Origin of the sequence: Actinacidiphila paucisporea (assembly GCF_900142575.1) — a bacterium.
In the GTDB taxonomy this organism is placed as follows: Bacteria; Actinomycetota; Actinomycetes; order Streptomycetales; family Streptomycetaceae; genus Actinacidiphila; species Actinacidiphila paucisporea.
On the sequence record NZ_FRBI01000009.1, the window covers coordinates 166,583 to 185,506 of the forward strand.

Genomic DNA, 18,924 nt, shown 5'->3' on the forward strand with positions numbered 1-18,924 from the left:
GGCCTGCGCGCCGCCCGACTGCCGCGCACGCGGACGGACTTCGCGCGGGTCGTGATCGCTCGTCCGCCGGCTGCCGTACCCTCCGGAAGCCGCCCCGCCCACCAGGCCTCCTGAGATCACCGGCAGGGCCGCCCTGGCACATGTGAGACGTGGCGCTTTCGTGCCAGCGGAACGCTGTTCCCTTCCGCCGCCGGCGGCCGGTAGGACCGGCGCATGATCTTTCTCATACCTCCCCGCAGACACGGCCGGCGGGCAGCCACGGCAACGGCGGCCACCCTCTTCGCCGTTCTCGCGACGCTGACCGGTCCGGCCGGACCGGCGGCGGCGGACACCCCCGCGGCGGCCCCGGCGTCCGGGACCCCCGCGGCGGGCACCCCGCACGCGGCCACCTCGCACACCGTCACCCTGCTCACCGGCGACGTCGTGCGGGTCTCCGGCCCCGACAACGGCCCCCGGTCCGTCGACATCACCCGCCCGCACGGCGCCACCGGAGGAGCACGGACCGAGGTCGTCAACGGCGACCTGTACGTCTACCCCGACGAGGCGATGCCCTATCTGGCCGCCGACCGGCTCGACCGCCGGCTCTTCGACGTCACGTCACTCATCGAGCAGGGCTACGACGACCAGCACAGCGACGCCATCCCGCTGATCCTCGGCTACCGCCGGGGAGCGGCGCAGCCGCCGGCGTCACGTGCCGTACCCCGCGGCAGCACCCGGGTGCGGTCGCTGCCGAGCATCGACGGAACCGTCGTCAGGGCCGCGAAGAAGCAGGCGCGGCAACTGTGGACCTCCGTCGCCCCGGCCGCGACCCCGACCGCCACGGCCACCGGCGCCCCCGCGGCACCGGTGCTGGGCGACGGGCTGTCCAAGGTGTGGCTGGACGGCAAGGTCCGCGCCGACCTGCAGGACAGCACCGCGCAGATCGGCGCGCCCGCCGCCTGGGCCGCGGGCGACGACGGCAAGGGCGTCAAGGTCGCCGTGCTGGACACCGGCATCGACTCCCACCACCCGGACCTGGCAGGCCGGGTGAGCAAGTCCGTCAGCTTCGTCCCCGGCGAGACCACCGAGGACGGCAACGGCCACGGCACCCACACCGCCTCCACTGTGGGCGGCAGCGGCGCCGCCTCGGGCGGCGCGGAGAAGGGCGTGGCGCCCGGCGCCGACCTGCTGGTCGGCAAGGTGCTCTCCGACGAGGGCTCGGGTGACGACTCCTGGGTGATCGCCGGCATGGAGTGGGCGGTGGGCCAGGGCGCCAGGGTGGTCAGCATGAGCCTCGGCGGCTCGGACCCCAGCGACGGCACCGACCCGATGAGCCAGGCGGTCGACCGGCTGTCCGCGCAGAGCGGCGCGCTGTTCGTGGTCGCGGCAGGCAACACCGGCGCCGAGGGGACGATGAGCGCCCCGGGCACCGCCGACTCCGCACTGACGGTGGCCGCGGTGGACTCCGGCGACCAGCTGGCCGACTTCTCCACCCGCGGACCGCGCTTCGGCGACTACGCGCTCAAGCCGGACATCGCCGCCCCCGGCGTCGACATCCTCGCCGCCAAGGCCGGCGGTACCGCGGAGACCGGCTGGTACCAGACCATGAGCGGCACGTCGATGGCCACGCCGCACGTGGCCGGGGCAGCGGCGATCCTGGCCCAGGAGCACCCGGACTGGACGGCGCCGCGGCTCAAGGACGCGCTGATGAGCACGTCGAAGTCGCTCCCGGACTACACGGCCTACCAGGTCGGCGCGGGCCGGGTCGACGTGGCCGCGTCGCTGCACGCGTCGCTGACCGCGACCGGCTCGGCGTACTTCGGTTTCGACGGCTGGCCGCACGACGACCAGGCCGCGGTCGACCGCACGGTGACGTACAGCAACAGCGGTGACGCCCCGGTGGTCCTGAAGCTCTCGCTGAGCGCCTCCGTGGCCGGCGGACCGTACGACGTGGACCCGGGCGCCGACGCGGGCACCCCCGCCCCGGACGGTGTGTTCGCCCTCTCCGGCGGCTCGGTCACCGTGCCCGCGCACGGTTCGGCCCACGTCACCGCCACCGCGCGGCCGCAACTCGGCGCGGCGGGCCGCCGCTACCTGGGCGGGATCACCGCGACCGACGCCTCCGGCGCGGTGCGGGCGCGTACCCAGGTCGGCCTGTACAAGGAGGACGAGCGCCACTCGCTGGACATCGTCCTGAAGGATCGCTCGGGCAAGCCCGCGGCGGGCCTGGTCGAGCTCCAGGAGTTCGGCACCGACGCCGACCCGCAGCTCTTCCAGGTGGGGAATTCCGGCCGGCTCACGGTGCGGCTGCGCGCGGGCACGTACAGCGCCCTGACCTACCTCGACGTCGCCGGCAGCCACGGCCCGGACTCGCTGGGCATGGCACTGATGGGCGACCCGGAGATCGCCCTCGACCAGGACCGGCAGATGGTCCTCGACGCGAGCAAGGCCCGCGAGGTCACCGCGCAGGTCCCGCGCACGACCGAGGACCGGATGCTGTACATGGACTGGCACCGCTCCGACGGCGGGGTCAGCACCATGGACGTGCAGTACCTGCTGCCGCCCACGTACGACAGCATGTTCGTGCTCCCCACCCGGCAGGTCAGCCACGGCACCTTCGAGTACGAGACCCGGTGGCGCAAGGCGTACCCCCTGCTGACGCTGACCCACGACGGGAAACCGCTCACCGTCCTGGGCCAGGGCGCGTCCGCGCTCTACGACGGCACCAGGCGACTGGACACCGTGTACGCGGGCGCCGGGGCCCCCGCGGACTACGCAGGGCTCAAGGCCGAGGGCAAGGCCGTCCTGGTGAGCCGCTCGGACGCACTCACGGGCTCCCAGCGGGCACAGGCCGCCGCCGACGCCGGCGCGGCCCTGCTGGTCGAGGTCGACGACACGCCCGGCAAGCTGCTGGAGTGGGTCGGCACCGACGCGGGCGGCTACAGCGCCGTCCCGGTGGTCTCGGTCACCGCACGCGAGGGCGCACCGCTGATCGCCCAGGCCCGGCAGGGCAAGTTGCGGCTGGCAGCCAGGGGCGTGCCGAACTCGCCGTACGTCTACGACCTGGCCGACCCGCACCCGGGCCGCATCCCGAGCACCGGGCTGACCTACCGTCCGCGCCCGTCCGAGCTGGCCACCGTGGAGATGCGCTTCCACGGCGCCACCTCCTACCCCAGCGGCGAATTCCGCTGGGACTACCGGCCGTACCGCACCTACGCGGTCGGCTTCCCGCTGCGCATCGACATGCCCGGCACCCGCACCGACTACCTGTCGGCGCAACCCGGCACCACCTGGGCGGAGGACGCCGTCACGGGACCTGACCTGGAGTGGGAGTCCAACGGCGCCATCACCGCGTACAAGGCGGGCAGCCGGGTGACCAGAGACTGGTTCGCCCCCGTCGTGCACCCGCGCAACGGCGGCGGCTACTGGTGGTCGGAGCGGCAGCAGGGCTTCCTGTCCATCAACATCCAGCCCTGGACGGACAGCGGCAGCGGGGCGAGCCGCGGCGGCACCATGCTGGACGGCACCGCCACGCAACAGTTCAAGGTGTTCCAGGACGGCCGGCTGGTCGAGACCTCGGCATGGCCGTCGGCGACCCTCTACCCGATCCCGACGACGCCGTCCACGTACACCCTCGACCTGAGCGCCCAGCGCGACCCGGCCGCCTACCGCCTGTCGCCCCGCACGCACACCGTCTGGCAGGTGAAGTCCGACCCGGTGACCGACCCGATGGAGATCGACCGCATGGCGCTCCTCCAGCTCGACTACGCCGTCGACACCGACCTCGCCGGCGACGCCCGCGGTGGCAGGCAGACGCTGCGGCTCACCGGCAGCCACCTGCCGGACGCCGCGGGTGCGGGCCGGATCGCGGGCGCGACGCTGGCGGTCTCGTACGACGACGGCCGCAGCTGGCACCCGGTCACCCTCGGCAGGACCGGCCGCGGCAACTGGACCGCCCGCTACGACGCGCCCCGCCACGGCTTCGTGTCGCTCAAGGCGCAGGTCTGGGACGACGCCGGCAACCGCATCACCCAGGAGGTGACGCGGGCCTACGGCCTGAAGTGACCGGATGAGGGGAGGACGACGGGATAGGGAGGCCGCCGGGACCCGGTGTCGCGCCGGCGGGCGGCCTCCGTATCCTCCAGGGACTTCCCGTTTTGCCCGCCAGGGGGTCCCATGCTCGCCGCGCTCGGTCTTGCCCGCGAGGAGGAGGAGATCTACCGCCTTCTCGTCGCCCGCGCCAAAGCCCACGCCCTGGACCTCGCGGCGGAGTCGGGGCGGGCCCCCGCCGAGGTGCTGCGGCTGCTGGCCGCGCTGGTCGAACGCGGCCTGGCCGTGGCCGAGTCGCCCGGCGCGGGAGAGGCGGCAGAGGCGGCAGAGGCGGTAAAGGTGGCAGAGGTGGCAGAGGCGGCCGGATCCGCCCATGGAATGCCGACGGTCTTCACCGCCGCGCCGCCCGCGGTCGCGCTGGGCGGGGTCCTGCGTGCCCGGCGCGACGAGCTGCGTGCGGCGGAACTCGACCTGCTCGTGCTGGCCGACCAGCACCGGGCCGCGACGGCCGGCGGCAGCGTGGTCGAGGTGATCACCGACGTCGAGGCCGTCCGCCACCGCTTCACCCAGCTGCAGGAGTCCGCACGGCACGAGGTGCGATCGATGATGGTGCCCGAGCTGAGCGTCGTCCCGCCGCGCACCAACGCCGCCGAGGAGTCCGGCGTGCGCCGCGGGGTGCTCTACCGCACCATCGTGCAGCGCGACGCGCTGCACGAGCCGGGCATGGTCGCCCAGGCGCTGGCGGCGCTCGCCGCCGGGCAGCGGGTCAGCGTCACCGACGTGGTGCCGGTGAAGTTCATGATCGCCGACCGCGAGCTGGCGATGCTGCCCCTGCTCCCCGGCCGCAACACCGCGGCGGCCTCGGTCCTGGTGCACGCGGGCGGCCTTCTCGAGGCGCTCATCGCCTACTTCGAGCTGGCCTGGGAGCAGGCCTACCCCCTGTCGCTGAACATGATCGGCGACGCGGTCACCGAGGCCCGCCCCGACGCCATCGACCCGCTCGACGCCCGGGTGCTGAACCTGGTGCTCGCCGGGCTGACCGACCAGGCCGCGGCAAGCCAACTCGGCGTCTCCCGGCGCACCGTACAGCGGCGTATCGGCGAACTCATGCTCAAGGCGGGAGCCGAGAGCCGCATCCAGCTCGGCTGGATCGCCGCCCGCAAGGGCTGGGCCTGAGCCGCCGCCCGCCTCGTCGCGGAGGACGCCGTCGAGGACGGGGCCGGCGCAGGGGCGTGCCGGGTCCTCCCGCGGCCGGGCAGCCGTCGGGGGAGTGACGTACGCGGTCGCTCCGGTCGCCTCCGGCGCTTCCGGCGTCTTGCGCGCCTTGTCGCGGGGAGAGCCGAGCCATACAGTGTGGCCGCAGTGATGTGATCATGTGATGGACCCGCCTCGTTCCAGGAGTGCCCATGCTCGCTGCCCACGCGGAGGTCTCCGCCGCCCGCCCGCGCCGGAAATCCGCCCGCACCCGAATCCTGGGCACCGCGGTGGCGCTCCTCGCGGTGACCTCCGCCGGCTTGACGACCGGGAGCTCCGCCGAGGCCGCGGCCCCGGACGGCCGCGGGGCAGCGGGGCAGGGCGACCCGTACTTCCCGCTCTCGGGCAACGGCGGCTACACCACCGGGCACTACGACCTGGGCCTCGCCTACGACCCGGCCACGCAGCGGCTGGACGGCACCGAGACGATCACCGCACGCGCCACCCAGCAGCTCACCAGGTTCGACCTCGACCTGTCCGGGCTGACCGTGCGCAGCGTGCGGGTGAACGGACGCACGGCCCGATGGACGCGTGAGGGACAGGAACTGGTCATCACGCCGGGAAAGCCGCTCAGGAAGGGGCAGAGCTTCAGGGTCGACGTCTCCTACGGCGGAATACCGCAGGACGTCACGGACCCGGACGGTTCCCCCGACGGCTGGATCCAGACCGACGACGGCGCCTTCGTCGCGGGTGAGCCCCAGGGCGCCATGTCCTGGTTCGCCGCCGACAACCACCCGTTGGACAAGGCTTCGTACAGCTTCACGATCACTGTGCCCGCCGGATACACCGCGGTCGCCAACGGCGTGCTGACGTCACAGCGGACCAAGGGAGGCAAGACCACCTTCCGCTGGTGCCAGGCCCAGCCCATGGCCGCCTATCTCGCCACCGCCACGATCGGGAAGTTCGACGTCCAGCGGTACACCACCGCCTCGGGCATCCCCGTCTACAACGCGGTGGATCCCCGCGAGGCGGCCGACGCCGCACCGGCACTGGCCCGGATCCCGGCGATCCTCGACTGGGAGAGCGGCATCTTCGGCTCCTATCCCTTCTCGGCGGCCGGTGCCATCGTCGACCACGCCCCGGACGTGGGCTACGCCCTGGAGACGCAGACGCGGCCGCTCTACGACAGCGCGCCGGACGTCGACACGGTCGTCCACGAGATCGCGCACCAGTGGTTCGGCGACTCCGTGAGCCTGACCAGCTGGCAGGACATATGGCTCAACGAGGGCTTCGCCACCTACGCGGAATGGCTCTGGGAGGAGCAGCACGGCGGCCGGAGCGCCCAGGCCACCTTCGACGCCTACTACGCCCGCCCGGCCGCCAGCAGCCTGTGGGCCTTCCCGACCGCGGATCCCGGCGAGGGAGCGAACATCTTCGACTCGCCCGTCTACACGCGCGGCGCGATGACCCTCCAGAAGCTGCGCACGGCCGTCGGTGACACCGACTTCCTCACCATCCTGAAGACCTGGGCCCGCGGCCACCGCTACGGCAACGGAACCACCGCCCAGTTCACGGCGCTCAGCGAGAAGGTCTCCGGCAAGAACCTCGACGGCCTCTTCCACACCTGGCTGTACACGGCGGGCAAGCCCGCCCAGCCGTAGTCGGCACCCCGGCGAGCGGCGGGGCCCCTGCGAACCGTGCGGGCGCCCCGTCCGCGGCCGGTGTGGTGATGTGGCGCCAACTGCCGTGCGGCGCAGCGCAGTTCACCGATTCACGCGTCGGTCGCGGCCAGTACGATCGGGCCGTGACCCTTCGCCTGTACGACACCGGCGCACGCCGGATTCGTGACTTCGTCCCGCTCGTACCCGGTCGCGTCTCGATCTACCTGTGCGGCGCCACCGTGCAGGCGGCACCGCACATCGGGCACATCAGGTCGGGACTGAATTTCGACATCCTGCGCCGGTGGCTGACATACCGCGGCAACCAGGTGACACTCGTGCACAACGTCACCGACGTGGACGACAAGATCATCGCCAGATCGGCCGCGGAGCAACGGCCTTGGTGGGCGATCGGGTACGAGAACGAGCGCGCGTTCGCCACCGGCTACGAGGTGCTCGGCTGCCTGCCGCCGTCGAACGCGCCCCGGGCGACCGCCCACGTGCCCGAGATGGTCGACATGATGCGCGGCCTGATCGAGCGGGGCCACGCCTACGTCGCCGAGGGCAACGTCTACTTCGACGTGCGGTCCTTTCCCGGCTATCTGGAGCTGTCCCGCCAGGAGCTGGACGATCTGCGCGCGGCCGAAGGCGAGGTCGAGGCCGGCAAGCGCGACCACCGCGACTTCGCGATGTGGAAGGCCGCCAGGCCCGGCGAGCCGTCCTGGGAGACCCCGTGGGGCCGCGGGCGGCCCGGCTGGCACCTGGAGTGCTCGGCGATGGCGCACAAGTACCTCGGCCGCGCCTTCGACATCCACGGCGGCGGCACCGAGCTGGTCTTCCCGCACCACGAGAACGAGATCGCCCAGTCCAAGGCGTACGGCGACGACTTCGCCAACTACTGGGTCCACCACGGCTGGGTCACCATGAGCGGCGAGAAGATGAGCAAGTCGCTCGGCAATTCCGTGCTGGTCTCGGACATGGTGCAGCGCTGGCGCCCGATCGTGCTGCGCTACTACCTGGGCACCCCGCACTACCGGTCCACGATCGAGTACGGCGGGCAGGCCCTGGCCGAGGCAGAGGCCGCCTTCTCGCGGATCGAGGGATTTCTGCAGCGGGCCGCGGACAAGGCCGGCCCTGTGGAGCCGGTGACCGAGGTGCCGCCGGCCTTCGCCGAGGCGATGGACGACGATTTGGGCGTCCCGCAGGCACTGGCCGTCGTGCACACCACCGTCCGGCAGGGCAACAGCGCGCTCACCGCCGGCGACAAGGAGGCCGCGGCCGCCCGGGCGTCCGAGGTCCGGGCGATGCTCGCGGTGCTGGGCCTGGACCCGCTCGACCCGCGCTGGGCTCTGGAGGAGGATCGCGGCGGCGACATGTACCCGGTGGTGGACTCGCTCGTCCGGCTGGCACTCGAACAGCGGCAGGCCGCGCGGGCCCGCAAGGACTACGCGACGGCCGACGCGATTCGCGACCAGCTCCTCCAGGCGGGCCTGGAGATCGAGGACACACCCACCGGCTCCCGTTGGACGCGGCGCGGCTGACCGTACGGGACGAGCCGCCGCTCCTGGGGCAGGTGACCGGCGGGCGCGGCGCGCCAGTACGCTGACCCTGCCCTCGGACTGCCTACTCGGAGAACCGGACGCGGGCCAGGCGGCGGATCGCGGCGGACCGCGGCGGATCGAGGCGGGGGAGGGCGGACGATGGGCGACGCGCTGGTCGTGGCCGTGGACGCGGGGATGTTCGTCGTGGCCGTCGCCGTGGCAGCCCTCGGGCTCTACGCGCTGGTCCTCGGACGCGTGCCGTCCCAGTGGCGCGGACGCAGGGTGCGGCACCCCCGGGTGTGGGGGGCCGGCGGCGTGCTGGTCGTGGCCAGCTGGCGGATCCACTCGCTCCTGCTGCTCGCCGTGGGCGCGGTCCTGGTCGCCGTCGCGTACGCGCCGAGAGCGCGCCGGCGGTAGCCGCCGCCCTGGGCTCGCGCCCGTCAGGCTTAGAGGGGGACCGCAGGCCGCCGCCAGGGTGAGGACCCGGCACGGCCCCCGCCGTGCTGAACGCGCTGCGCCGATTGGCGGGTCCCGGTGGACACCGCGACATGGCCGAGGAGACGGTGGAGGCGCCCGCGGGAAGGTTCGCGGGCGGCTCCAGCCGACGCCGACCACGCTCCGCAGCCCGGAGCGCCCACAGGAGGCCACGATGACCCGGAACCCGACGGCGGTGCGGTCGTGAGCGGCGCGCAGAGCGGCCCTGAGCGCTCGCGGGCCGTCCGCTTCGACAACTACGGCGACCTCGACGTCCTGTACGTCGCGGAGGTCGACGTCCCGACGCCGGGCGAGGGCGAGGTCGTGGTCCGGATGCGGGCGGCGTCCGTCAATCCCGGCGAGGCGGCAATCAGGAGCGGCGCCCTCGCGGACATCTTCCCCGCCACCTTTCCCTCCGGGGAGGGAAGCGACCTGGCCGGCGTGGTCAGCGACGTCGGCCCCGGCGTGACGGAATTCGCCGTGGGCGACGAGGTACTGGGCTGGTCCGACGACCGCGCCAGCCACGCCGACCACATCCTCGTCCCCGCCTCCCAGCTGATCCGCAAACCGCGCGAGATGAGCTGGGAGGTGGCCGGCTCCCTCTACGTCGTCGGCTGCACCGCCTACGCCGCCGTCCGGGCCGTCGGCGCGGACCGCGGCGACACCGTCGCGGTATCGGCGGCGGCCGGCGGGGTCGGCACGGTGACGACGCAGCTGCTGCGGCTCAAGGGCGCCACGGTCCTCGGCATCGGCTCGGCTTCGAGCGCCGACTACCTCACGTCGCTGGGCGCCACCCCGGTGACGTACGGCGACGGCCTGGAAGACCGGCTGCGCGCCGCCGCGCCCGACGGGATCGACGCCTTCATCGACCTGTTCGGCCCTGAATACGTCGAACTCGCCATCGCCCTCGGAGTCCCGCCGGAGCGGATCGACACGGTCATCGCCGTCGATGCCGCCAAGAAGTACGGCGCCAAGAACGAGGGCGGCATCGCCGCCACCTCGACCGAGGTGCTCGGCGAACTGGCCGACCTCGTCGCGTCCGGCCGCCTGACCATCCCGATCGTGGCGACGTATCCGCTGGAGCGGGTCAAGGAAGCCCACGAGGACCTGGCACGCCGCCGCACCCACGGCAAGATCGTCCTCGTGCCCTGACCTCGCCCGGCTCGGGAGCCGACGGCCCTGTGCGTACGGCGTGAGGGTGGGCGCCCGGGAAGGGCAGGGACCGCCGGTCCCTATCCCGATCGGGGGTGGGGACCGGCGGGGCGCCTCCGAGGCGCCGGCGCGCATCCCGGGCGTGAATCACCGCTCACACCGAACCGCGGTCATCGCCGCGGTACGGGGTGACGCGAGGGCCCGCCTCAGTACGGGTTGCCGCCCACCCACCTCTTGCTCACCGTGGTGTGCGCGGGGGTGAAGGTGTCGCCGTAGAGCACGAACGCGACGTTCCAGTAGTCGGTGTACGTCTCCTGGCCGGTGACGGTGCTGCACCCGCTGGGCAGCGACAGGTAGTCCAGGTCGGTCTCCTGCCAGGTGTTCCCGACGTAGCCGGCGTTCACCGCGACCTGGATCTTCGGCGGGGTGTAGCTGGACTGCTGGCACGCGGTCAGCGAGTAGCGGAACGAGTTGCCGCCGTCGTCGAACTGCACCCAACCGTCGACGTGGCCGAGCTGGACCGCGGTGCCGGTCGGGTACTGGTAGGTGTCCTGGATGGAGAGGGTGTACGTCGTCCCCCAGGCGGCGTGTGCCGAGGTGGGGGCCACCAGGAGGCCGCCCAGCGCGGCCGCGGCCGCGGCGGCTAAGCCTGCGACGCGCCGCCTTCTCGATGTCTTCGTCTTCATCGCCGTACCTCCGAGATCGTGGTGAGATGCCGAGAGGGTGCTGTGATGCCGCGCCCAGCGTATGCGACGTCCACCGCGACATCGACCTCGCAATTCCGGCCACCCCGTCCTCTGTCCGGCGGCCGCTCCGGGGCGATGACTCCGCCGACGCGGACCTCACCGACTGCCCGCCGTTACGGCGGTGTCGGTGTCGGTGTCGGTGTCGGTGGCCGGGGGAGTGGGCTCGGGCTCCGGGAGGGGCCGGGAGTTCGGCAGCCGGGTCAGGAGGGCGACGGCCAGGAGCACGGGGAGCAGTGCGGCCAGGGTCCGGGTCAGGCCGGTCAGTTCGGCGGCCCACCCCACGGCTGCGGGGCCGAGCAGCACTCCCGTGTAGGTGAAGGTGGTGAAGCGTGACACGGCGGTCGCCGTGCTCATCCCTTCCACCTGGCCGACCGCGCTGAAGGCCAGCGGCAGCAGCACCGCCATCCCGGCGCCCATCACGGCGAACCCGGCGACCGCGGCCACCGGTGCGGCCACCAGCACCGCCACGCCCATCCCGGCGGCCGCGACGAGCCCGCTGGTGCGGAACACCTTCGGCGCGCCGTAGCGGGTGGCCAGGCGGTCACCGACCAGGCGTACGGCCGTCTGGCCCGCCGCGTAGGCGGTGACGGCGGTCGCGGCGAGGCCCAGCGAGACGTCTCGGCTGTCGTGGAGGAAGATCGGCCCCCAGCCGAGCGCGGCCCCCTCGCAGATCATCAGGGCCGTACCGGCGAGCCCGAGCGCCACGAACGCCCCGCTCCAGCCACTGCCCGCGCTGCGTTCGCCCCCGTCTCGCGCCGAAGCCGAAGCCGAAGCCGAAGCCGAAGCCGATGCCGCACCGCTGCGGCGGTCCTCGCCTACCGGCAGCAGAAGCGGGCCGAGGACGAGTCCGCCGAGGACCAGCACCACCGCCGCCCCCACGAAGTGCGCGGTGAGCGGGACACCGGCCCGGGACAGCGCGGCCGTCGCGAGGGACGCCACGACGGCACTGACGCTCCACGCGGCATGGCAGACGCTGAGGATCCGCCGCCCGGCGCGCCGCTCGACGGCGACGGCGTGCGCGTTCATGGCGGCGTCCGTCGTACCGTGCACGGCGCCGAGCGCGATGCTCGCGGCAGCGAGCGCGCCGAAACCGCCGGCCAGGCCGACCAGCGCCAGCAGCAGCGGCATGACGACCAGCGACACCCGCAGCACCGGCCGGCTGCCCACCCGGGCCACCAGCGGCCCGACGAACTGCATGCACACGATGGCCGACACGGCGAACAGCATTCCCAGCACGCCCACTTGGCCGTTCGAGAGGTGGTGCACGCTCTTCAGTGACGGCTGCCGGGCGATGAACGTGGACAGTGTGAGCCCGTTGAGGAAGAAGACGGCCGTGGCCGGCCACCGTCCGCTCCCGGCTCCCACCGGCCGTGCCGCCTGCTTTCCCCTGTCCACCGTGTCCACGATGTCGCCTCCGTCTGCGGTCGTCCGCGGTCCCGGACGTCGGGTCCGTAGCAACGACGAACGGGACGACCGCTGATCGACACCTGCCGGCAGCCGGTCACCCACCGGGACGGTCCGCGTCCGGGCAGTGTGCGCTGAAGTGCCGCTCCCTGTGCATGAGCGATTCACGCTCGATCGGAAGAGTGATCGGGATAGTGTGGTGCGCGGAGGTGAGCCGTGCCCACGGAAGGCGAGCTGTTCAGTGCGGTGGACGCGCTGCTGGAAGAGGTGGCGGCCTCCGAGGCCCTGCCGCCACCGGCGGAGCGCAAGCGGCTGCGGGAGGCAGCGGGGTTGAGCCAGGCGCAGGTCGCCAGGGCCGTCGACACGCGCCGCGAAGCGGTCGGCAACTGGGAGGCCGGCCGAACCGAACCCCGGCCGCCGCAGCGAGCCGCCTACGCCCGGCTCCTCGAAGGCCTCGCCGCGCGGTTCCCCACCCCCGAGCCTCCCGCCCCGACCCCGGAGGCGAGGCCGGCACCTGCCGCACCGGAGGCGTTCACCGGCCCGGCCGGCGCTCCGCGCCCCCCAATCCACCCGGCTCCGCCAACCAGCCCGGCCGCTCCGGCGAGCGAGGCGTCGTCCGCCTCGCCCAGGAGCACGCCGACGTCGTACCGCCCGACGGCCAGGAAGGCAGTCGCGAAGCCCGCGCCTGCCCCGACCGCGGCCGACCCGCGGTTCGCCCACGGCCCGCTCGGCGTACTGGACGGCGACGGCTTCCTGTACTGCGCGGGCGGCCTGATGTTGGAGTGCCCCGCCGGTACGGTGCCGGAGCTGGTGGAGTGGACGCTCGCGGAAGCGAAGCTCGGGGCGCCGCGGCTGCACCGGTCGGGCAAGGACTCCGACCCCCTGATCGTGGTGACGGCTGCGGCCGCCGGCCGGCTGGGGCTGCCGGAGCGCCTGGAGGACCGGCGGTCGATGCGGCTGCCGGAGGCCCACAAGGTCGTCAAGCAGATCGTGCGCGCCAAGTGGCAGCTCACCAAGCGCGGGTTCGGCCCGTGGGCCCGGATCTACCGCCCCGCGCAGGGGCAGCGGCGGCAGTGCGTGCAACTGGCCGTCCTGCCCTGGGACGCCCTCGACCCCCGCGCATGGGGCGACGCCGACCGGCTGCCGCCGGGGGAGCTCGCGCGGGTGCTGACCGCGTACGCCTCACGGGTGCTGACGCCGCGCGGCTCCACCGCGGTCGCGGGGCTGGAGCTGATGACCGCGCTGCGGCCGCCGACCCGCGCGGTGAAGGACGACGCCACCGACGTGTGGGTGTCCGGGCCGCTTCCCGGCTCGCTCACGCAGGCGGTCGACCCGGCGCCGCCGGAGGCCCCCGACGAACACCCCGTCGTGGCCGCGCTGTTCCCGCGCAGCCACCAGCGGACCCCGGACGAGGTCCTCGATGAGGAGGCGTTCGACTGGATCCGCGACACCGAGCTGCTGACCGATGCCGAGTGCGCGAAGCGGTTCGCGGTCGGCGTCGATGTGAACACCGCCTTCCTCGCGGCCGCGAACAGGCTGGTGGTCGGCCTGTCAGGACCGGAGCACGTGAAGGCGCCGCGGTTCGACAAGGCCGTGCCCGGCTCGTGGCTGGTGGACCTCTCCGGTATCGAGATCGACCCGCGCATGCCCAGCCCGTTCACGCCGCACGGCCGTCGACCTGAGGGCCCGGCCTGGTACGCGACGCCGACGGTGGCGTACGCGGCGGAGCTGGTCGGCCGGTTCGGGCTGCCGGTGGAGCTGCGGCCGATCGAGGCGTTCGTACGGCGGGAGAGCGGCCCGTACCTGGACCCCTGGTACAAGCACCTGGCGGAGGCGTACAAGGCGGCGATGGCCGACCTGGGCGTCAGCGCGGACCTGTCCCCGGCGGCGTTCCTGGACGCGATGGCCGGCCACAAGTCCGGCGACCCGGGGATGGCGGTGGTGCTGTCCGCGATCAAGTCGACGGTCAAGGGCGGTATCGGCAAGCTGCGCGAGCGCCCGCAGGGCACGGCATACCGGCCGGGGGAGCGGTGGCCGGCGCTGGAGCGCCCCACGTGGCGCCCCGACATCCGGGCCGCGGTGATCTCGGCGGCGCGGGTGAACATGCACCGGAAGCTGGTCAGGACGGCCCTGGCCACGAGCAGCACGCCCGCACCGGCCGGCTCGCTGATGTTCGGCGAGGACGCGCTGCTGCCGATCGCGTTGCTGTCGGACTGCGTCGTCTACCCGGCCGCCGGCCCGTCGCCGCTGGACGTCCTGCCGTACGACGCCGAGGGCAAGCCCGCGCCGGGCACCTTCCGGCTCGGGGTCTCGCCCGGCATGGTCAAGCACGAAGGCACCCAGCCGCTCTTCTGGGCGGTGGAGCTGATGGAGCAGCGGCACAACCCGGCCCGGCACATCAAGGGCGACAACGCCGAAGACGACGGGGAGTAGGCCGTGGGCGACACCGTCAGCGCGGGAGCCGGCACCCGGTTCGGGGCCGCGGCCTGCCGCATCCCGCAGCAGGGAGCCTGACCGTGGGCGACATCGACGACGCACTCAGGCGGGCAGCCGCGGGCACTGCGACCCGCCCGATCCCGAAGTCCGCGCAGGCACGGATGCGGTTCCTGCTCAAGGCGGAGAAGGGCTCCACCCGCGCCCTGGCCGTCCGGCTCGGGGTCACCCAGCGCACGGTGGAGCGCTACCTCAAAGGCACCCTGCGCCGCCCGCGCAAGGACCTGGCGGCCCGCCTGGAGCGGGAGGTGCGGCGCGACTGGCAGCCCCGCGTCCAGCAGCGGGCCAAGAAGCAGGCCGCGACGGCCACCGGCATCGTGATCGAGACCCGGGCCCGCTTCGGATACACCGCGGCCCCCGGGTCCACCGACGACGGCCGGATGCGGCGCATCACCCAGCGCCTGCCCCCGGCCTACGCCGCCCGCCTGTTCGAGGCGCAGGCCGCGGGCTCCACCGAGCAGCAGCTCCAGGCCATCGCGGCCGAGGGCCTCCAGGAGATCTACTTCAAGGACCGCGGCCGCCGCGCCCACGACCTGGAGGTCGAGTTCACCGACATCGACTACATCGAACTGGACTTCTGAGCGGGCGGGAGCACCACCCCGGCACGCGGACAGGACCCCCGATTCGCGGTCATGCGGAACGGGAGAGCTGTTCGCGCACCCACCCGGGGTCGGGGTTGACGTGCGGCTGGCCCTTCACCATGACGGTCGGCACGGTCTCGTTGCCGTCGTTGGCCGCTCTCACTGCCGCGGCCCCGGCCGGGTCACGCCAGATGTCGACCCAGTGCAACTCGTTGGCGCTACGTCCCAAGCGGATGCGCAGCCGGACGCAGTACATGCAGCCCGGCCGCCAGAAGACGACCGGCCGGCCGGCCGTCGACTCATGAGGACGAAGGCTACCGACTGTTCGGAAGAGCCCTCGAAACAGGGCGCTCACCTGGGCGTTCGCCGGAGGGGGCCCGCGGCTGCGGCCGCCCTCATGTGTGGCCCGCCCGGCCGTGTGCCGTATGGCGCTGATGCAGAACACGTCCGAGGACCGCGCCGCCGTAGACGACGAATCCGACGCCGGTGAGCCAGGACTGGACGACCAGGATGGTGCCCACCGGTCCGTAGCTCACGGCGTTCGAGGCGATCAGGGGGGAGAAGACGAGGCCGGAGAAGATCCGCAGGCCGATCAGGCCCAGCGTGGTGGCCACCGCCCCGGGCAGCAGGGCCCGCCAGCTCGCGCGTCCCACGAGCAGGAACCGCTGGGACCACCAGAAGAAGAGCAGGGAGACGATGATCGTGGTCATGACCCCGACGCTCTGCTCGGCAATGGTCGTACCGTGTCCGAGCGCCGCGACGGCCACGAGCAGGTAGCCGACGAACAGCGCGAGCCAGATGACATGGCGCCACACGGAGTGCCAGTGGGCCGCCTTGAGCCCCCACGCCTTCTCGTATCCCGTCTGGAGCGCCGTCCCGAAGGTGAGGCCGAACGCGGCGAGCACGGCGAGGCCGAAGGCCGTGGTGCGGCGCAGCGCCTGCACCGGATTGACGACCACCTCGGCGATGCGCTCCTGGGACGACGGGGACAGGCCCAGGACACGGCCCAGGAACCTCCCGGCTCCCAGCCCGCTGTGGGGGTCGACGGCACCGACCAGGGTCAGCAGGGGCAGCAGCGTGAGCAGGCTCAGGGCCGCGAAGCTCAGCGCCCGGGACATCAGTTCCATCTCGACCCCACGGCGCACCACCAGTGCGGCGGAGGACGAGTCCCAGCGCCTCTGCCACCGGCGCCATCGGTGTCCTGGTCCGGATGTGCCTTCGTCCTCGTGGCTCACCCCCTCTTCCTATCGCCTCGCCCGCGCCCGCTGCCCCCGTCGACACGACGACTCGGCGGCGGAATTCACCGGGGCGATCGGTGGCGGCCGCGAGCACGTCGAGCAGGCGGCGCCCTGGCCCGCCCTACTCCGGCACGGCGGGGATCGGCTGCTCGACCAGCGCGCGAGCCCGCCGCCGGGCCGATGCCCACCAGTGGGCGCGGGCGAAGGGGCGGGGCGCGGCATGCGCGGCCCTCTCCGGCACGGGCGCGGGCTCCGGCACGTACGCGGATTCCGCTACGGGCAGGGGGACCGTCGCCGTGCAGGTCGCCGCCGGCGGCTCCTGGTCGGTGACCTGCTGTTCGGCCAGGATGGCCGAGCGGCACCAGCTGGCCACCTGCGAGGCCGGCGGGCGCTGCTCCGGGTCCTTGACCAGCATCTCCAGCAGGCAGCGCTCGACGCCGGGCGGTGTCCCCGGGCGCAGGGCGCTCGGCGGTATCGGCGGGGTCTCGACATGTCGGAGCAGCGCCGCCACCGCACTGTGCTCGTCGAACGGCGGCCGCCCGGTGAGCAGTTCGTAGAGGACGCAGCCGAGCGCGTAGACGTCGCTCGCGGGTCCGGCAGCCTGCCCGCGGGCGCGTTCGGGGGCGAGGTAGAGGCTGGTGCCGAGGACCTGGCCGGTCAGGGTCAGGGCGGCCGCGGAATCGTCCAGCAGCCGGGCTATGCCGAAGTCGGCGATCTTGACGGTGCCGTCCTCCGCCAGCAGGAGGTTGGACGGCTTGATGTCCCGGTGGACCACCCCGTGCTGGTGGGCGGTGTCCAGCCCGCGGGCCACCTGTGCTCCGATGTCGAGGACCCGGGCGGGGTCCATCGGGCCGTGGGCGGCGAGCTCTTCCCCGAGATGGCCGCCGTCCACCAGCTCCATGATCAGGTAGGCCGCGTCGCCGTCGACCTCGTAGTCGTAGACGGTGACGACCTGCGGGTGGACCACCCGGGCGGCCGCCCGGGCCTCGACGCGGAACCGCTCGCGGGCCACCTCGTCGGACGCCGCGAACGGCAGGATCTTCACCGCGAGGTCACGCTGCAGGAGTTCGTCATGGGCCCGCCACACCTGCCCCATCCCGCCGTGCCCGAGCGGGGCTTCCATTCGGTACCGTTCCGCGAGCAACACAGAGGTCCCTCCTCCGCCGCCTCAGATTCCGACGCAAGTGGGGCCAACGCTGCACGTATTCCCACACCGCGCTGCCGGCCGAGCGCCCGTCCTGTGGCGCGTACCCGGAAAGCGGGCACGCATGAGGGCCGTACTTCCGGTTATCCGATCCGCATGGTGAAGACGAACGGCAGCGGGCACCGGGCCGAGGGAAAAAGATGAGGCGGACGACGCGCACCGGGCCGGACGAGGCGGTGCGGCGGCAGGAGCCGGACGGGCCGGCCGAACTGCCGAAGAGGTCGTGGCGGGCCGTGCTGCGGGGGACGGCGCGGGAGTTCAGGAAGGACGAGCTGGCCGACCGGGCGGCGGCCCTCACGTACTACAGCATCCTGTCGCTCTTTCCCGCCCTCCTGGTGGTCGTCTCGCTGCTGGGCGTCGCGGGGCGCTCGGTCACGGACCGGGTGCTGGAGAACGTGCACAAGCTGGCGCCCGGGTCGGTGCGCGACATCGTCAGCCAGGCGGTGCGGCAGCTCCAGGGCAAGGGGGGACTGGGCTCGGTCCTCGCGGTGGTCGGCCTGCTGCTGGCGGTCTGGTCCGCCTCGGGATACGTGGCGGCCTTCATCCGCAGCGCGAACGCCGTCTACGACGTCCCGGAAGGGCGCCCGGTGTGGAAGGTGCTTCCCGTGCGGGTCGGCGTGACCGTCGTCCTGATGGTGATCGCCGTCGCCAGCGCCCTCATCGTGGTCTTCACCGGCGGCCTCGCCCGGCAGGCCGGCAGCTGGCTGGGCGCCGGCGACGCGGCACTGACCGCGTGGTCCATCGCCAAGTGGCCGGTGCTGGTCGTGCTGGTCGTCGTCATGATCGCGATCCTCTACTGGGCCACCCCCAACGCCAAGGGGCGCGGCTTCCGGTGGATCACCCCGGGCAGCGTGCTGGCGCTGCTGATCTGGATGGCCGCCTCCGCGGGTTTCGCCGTCTACGTCGCGGGCTTCAGCTCCTACAACAAGACCTACGGCGCCCTCGCCGGTGTCATCGTCTTCCTGGTCTGGCTGTGGATCACCAACCTGGCGATCCTCCTCGGCCTCGAGTTCGACGCCGAACTGGCCCGCGAGCGCGCGGTGGCCGGCGGCTTCCCGCCGGACAAGGAACCGTACGTCGAACCCCGCGACACCCGAGCGTGGAGCGCCGAGGACCGCCACCGCCTGGAGTGACCCCGGCGGACCCGCCGCCGACGACGACCGGTCGCCCGGTTCCCCGCGCCGCGGCGCGGCACCGCAGGCCGCCGCTG

General features: G+C 73.2%; 14 protein-coding genes. 9 read left to right on the plus strand and 5 right to left on the minus strand.

Annotation, left to right across the window (positions count from 1 at the left end):
* Nucleotides 1-213 precede the first annotated feature (213 nt).
* The 6 genes from BUE44_RS16095 to BUE44_RS16120 all read left to right on the plus strand — a co-directional run bounded on the left by BUE44_RS16095 (nt 214) and on the right by BUE44_RS16120 (nt 10,048).
* Nucleotides 214-4,044 (plus strand): S8 family serine peptidase, encoded by a 3,831-nt coding sequence (locus BUE44_RS16095; protein ID WP_073498764.1) that lies wholly within the window; start codon nt 214-216, stop codon nt 4,042-4,044.
* Nucleotides 4,045-4,155: 111 nt separating this feature from the next.
* On the plus strand, nt 4,156-5,205 hold the full coding sequence (locus BUE44_RS16100) for a helix-turn-helix domain-containing protein (protein WP_073498766.1): 1,050 nt from the start codon (nt 4,156-4,158) through the stop codon (nt 5,203-5,205).
* A gap of 230 nt (nt 5,206-5,435) precedes the next feature.
* Nucleotides 5,436-6,884 (plus strand): M1 family metallopeptidase, encoded by a 1,449-nt coding sequence (locus BUE44_RS16105; RefSeq protein WP_073498768.1) that lies wholly within the window; start codon nt 5,436-5,438, stop codon nt 6,882-6,884.
* A 143-nt stretch (nt 6,885-7,027) separates the two neighbouring features.
* Nucleotides 7,028-8,422, plus strand: coding sequence for a cysteine--tRNA ligase (cysS, locus tag BUE44_RS16110; RefSeq protein WP_073499013.1), 1,395 nt, complete (start codon nt 7,028-7,030; stop codon nt 8,420-8,422).
* Nucleotides 8,423-8,581: 159 nt separating this feature from the next.
* Complete coding sequence (locus BUE44_RS16115; RefSeq protein ID WP_073498770.1) at nt 8,582-8,839, plus strand: hypothetical protein; 258 nt, start codon at nt 8,582-8,584, stop codon at nt 8,837-8,839.
* Nucleotides 8,840-9,100: 261 nt separating this feature from the next.
* Nucleotides 9,101-10,048 (plus strand): NADP-dependent oxidoreductase, encoded by a 948-nt coding sequence (locus tag BUE44_RS16120; RefSeq protein WP_073498773.1) that lies wholly within the window; start codon nt 9,101-9,103, stop codon nt 10,046-10,048.
* 206 nt (nt 10,049-10,254) lie between these two features.
* Here the strand turns inward: BUE44_RS16120 and BUE44_RS16125 are convergent, their stop codons facing one another.
* Complete coding sequence (locus BUE44_RS16125; protein WP_073498775.1) at nt 10,255-10,734, minus strand: hypothetical protein; 480 nt, start codon at nt 10,732-10,734, stop codon at nt 10,255-10,257.
* A gap of 156 nt (nt 10,735-10,890) precedes the next feature.
* The gene (locus tag BUE44_RS16130) at nt 10,891-12,198 is read right to left on the minus strand and encodes an MFS transporter (protein ID WP_073498777.1); all 1,308 of its coding nucleotides are present in this window, start codon (nt 12,196-12,198) and stop codon (nt 10,891-10,893) included.
* Nucleotides 12,199-12,414: 216 nt separating this feature from the next.
* Here BUE44_RS16130 and tap point away from each other — a divergent pair, with 216 nt between their 5' ends.
* Together tap and tpg are read left to right on the plus strand one after the other, a co-directional pair.
* The gene (gene tap / locus BUE44_RS16135) at nt 12,415-14,631 is read left to right on the plus strand and encodes a telomere-associated protein Tap (protein WP_073498780.1); all 2,217 of its coding nucleotides are present in this window, start codon (nt 12,415-12,417) and stop codon (nt 14,629-14,631) included.
* A gap of 83 nt (nt 14,632-14,714) precedes the next feature.
* Entirely contained in the window at nt 14,715-15,272 is a 558-nt protein-coding gene (gene tpg / locus BUE44_RS16140; protein WP_073498782.1) for a telomere-protecting terminal protein Tpg, read from the plus strand.
* A gap of 49 nt (nt 15,273-15,321) precedes the next feature.
* Here tpg and BUE44_RS39775 read toward each other — a convergent pair whose 3' ends face one another.
* The 3 genes from BUE44_RS39775 to BUE44_RS16155 all read right to left on the minus strand — a co-directional run bounded on the left by BUE44_RS39775 (nt 15,322) and on the right by BUE44_RS16155 (nt 17,633).
* Nucleotides 15,322-15,717, minus strand: a complete 396-nt coding sequence (locus tag BUE44_RS39775; RefSeq protein WP_079189789.1) for a glutaredoxin domain-containing protein — start codon at nt 15,715-15,717, stop codon at nt 15,322-15,324.
* Nucleotides 15,668-16,399 carry a YhjD/YihY/BrkB family envelope integrity protein gene (locus BUE44_RS16150; RefSeq protein WP_200804430.1) on the minus strand — a complete coding sequence of 244 codons (732 nt, stop codon included), beginning with the start codon at nt 16,397-16,399 and terminating at the stop codon, nt 15,668-15,670. The genes BUE44_RS39775 and BUE44_RS16150 overlap by 50 nt, the downstream gene beginning before the upstream one ends.
* Before the next feature lie 232 nt (nt 16,400-16,631).
* Entirely contained in the window at nt 16,632-17,633 is a 1,002-nt protein-coding gene (locus BUE44_RS16155) for a serine/threonine-protein kinase (protein WP_073498786.1), read from the minus strand.
* Nucleotides 17,634-17,854: 221 nt separating this feature from the next.
* Between BUE44_RS16155 and BUE44_RS16160 the strand changes: the two genes are divergently transcribed.
* Nucleotides 17,855-18,847, plus strand: coding sequence for a YihY/virulence factor BrkB family protein (locus tag BUE44_RS16160; RefSeq protein WP_073498788.1), 993 nt, complete (start codon nt 17,855-17,857; stop codon nt 18,845-18,847).
* Nucleotides 18,848-18,924: the final 77 nt, after the last annotated feature.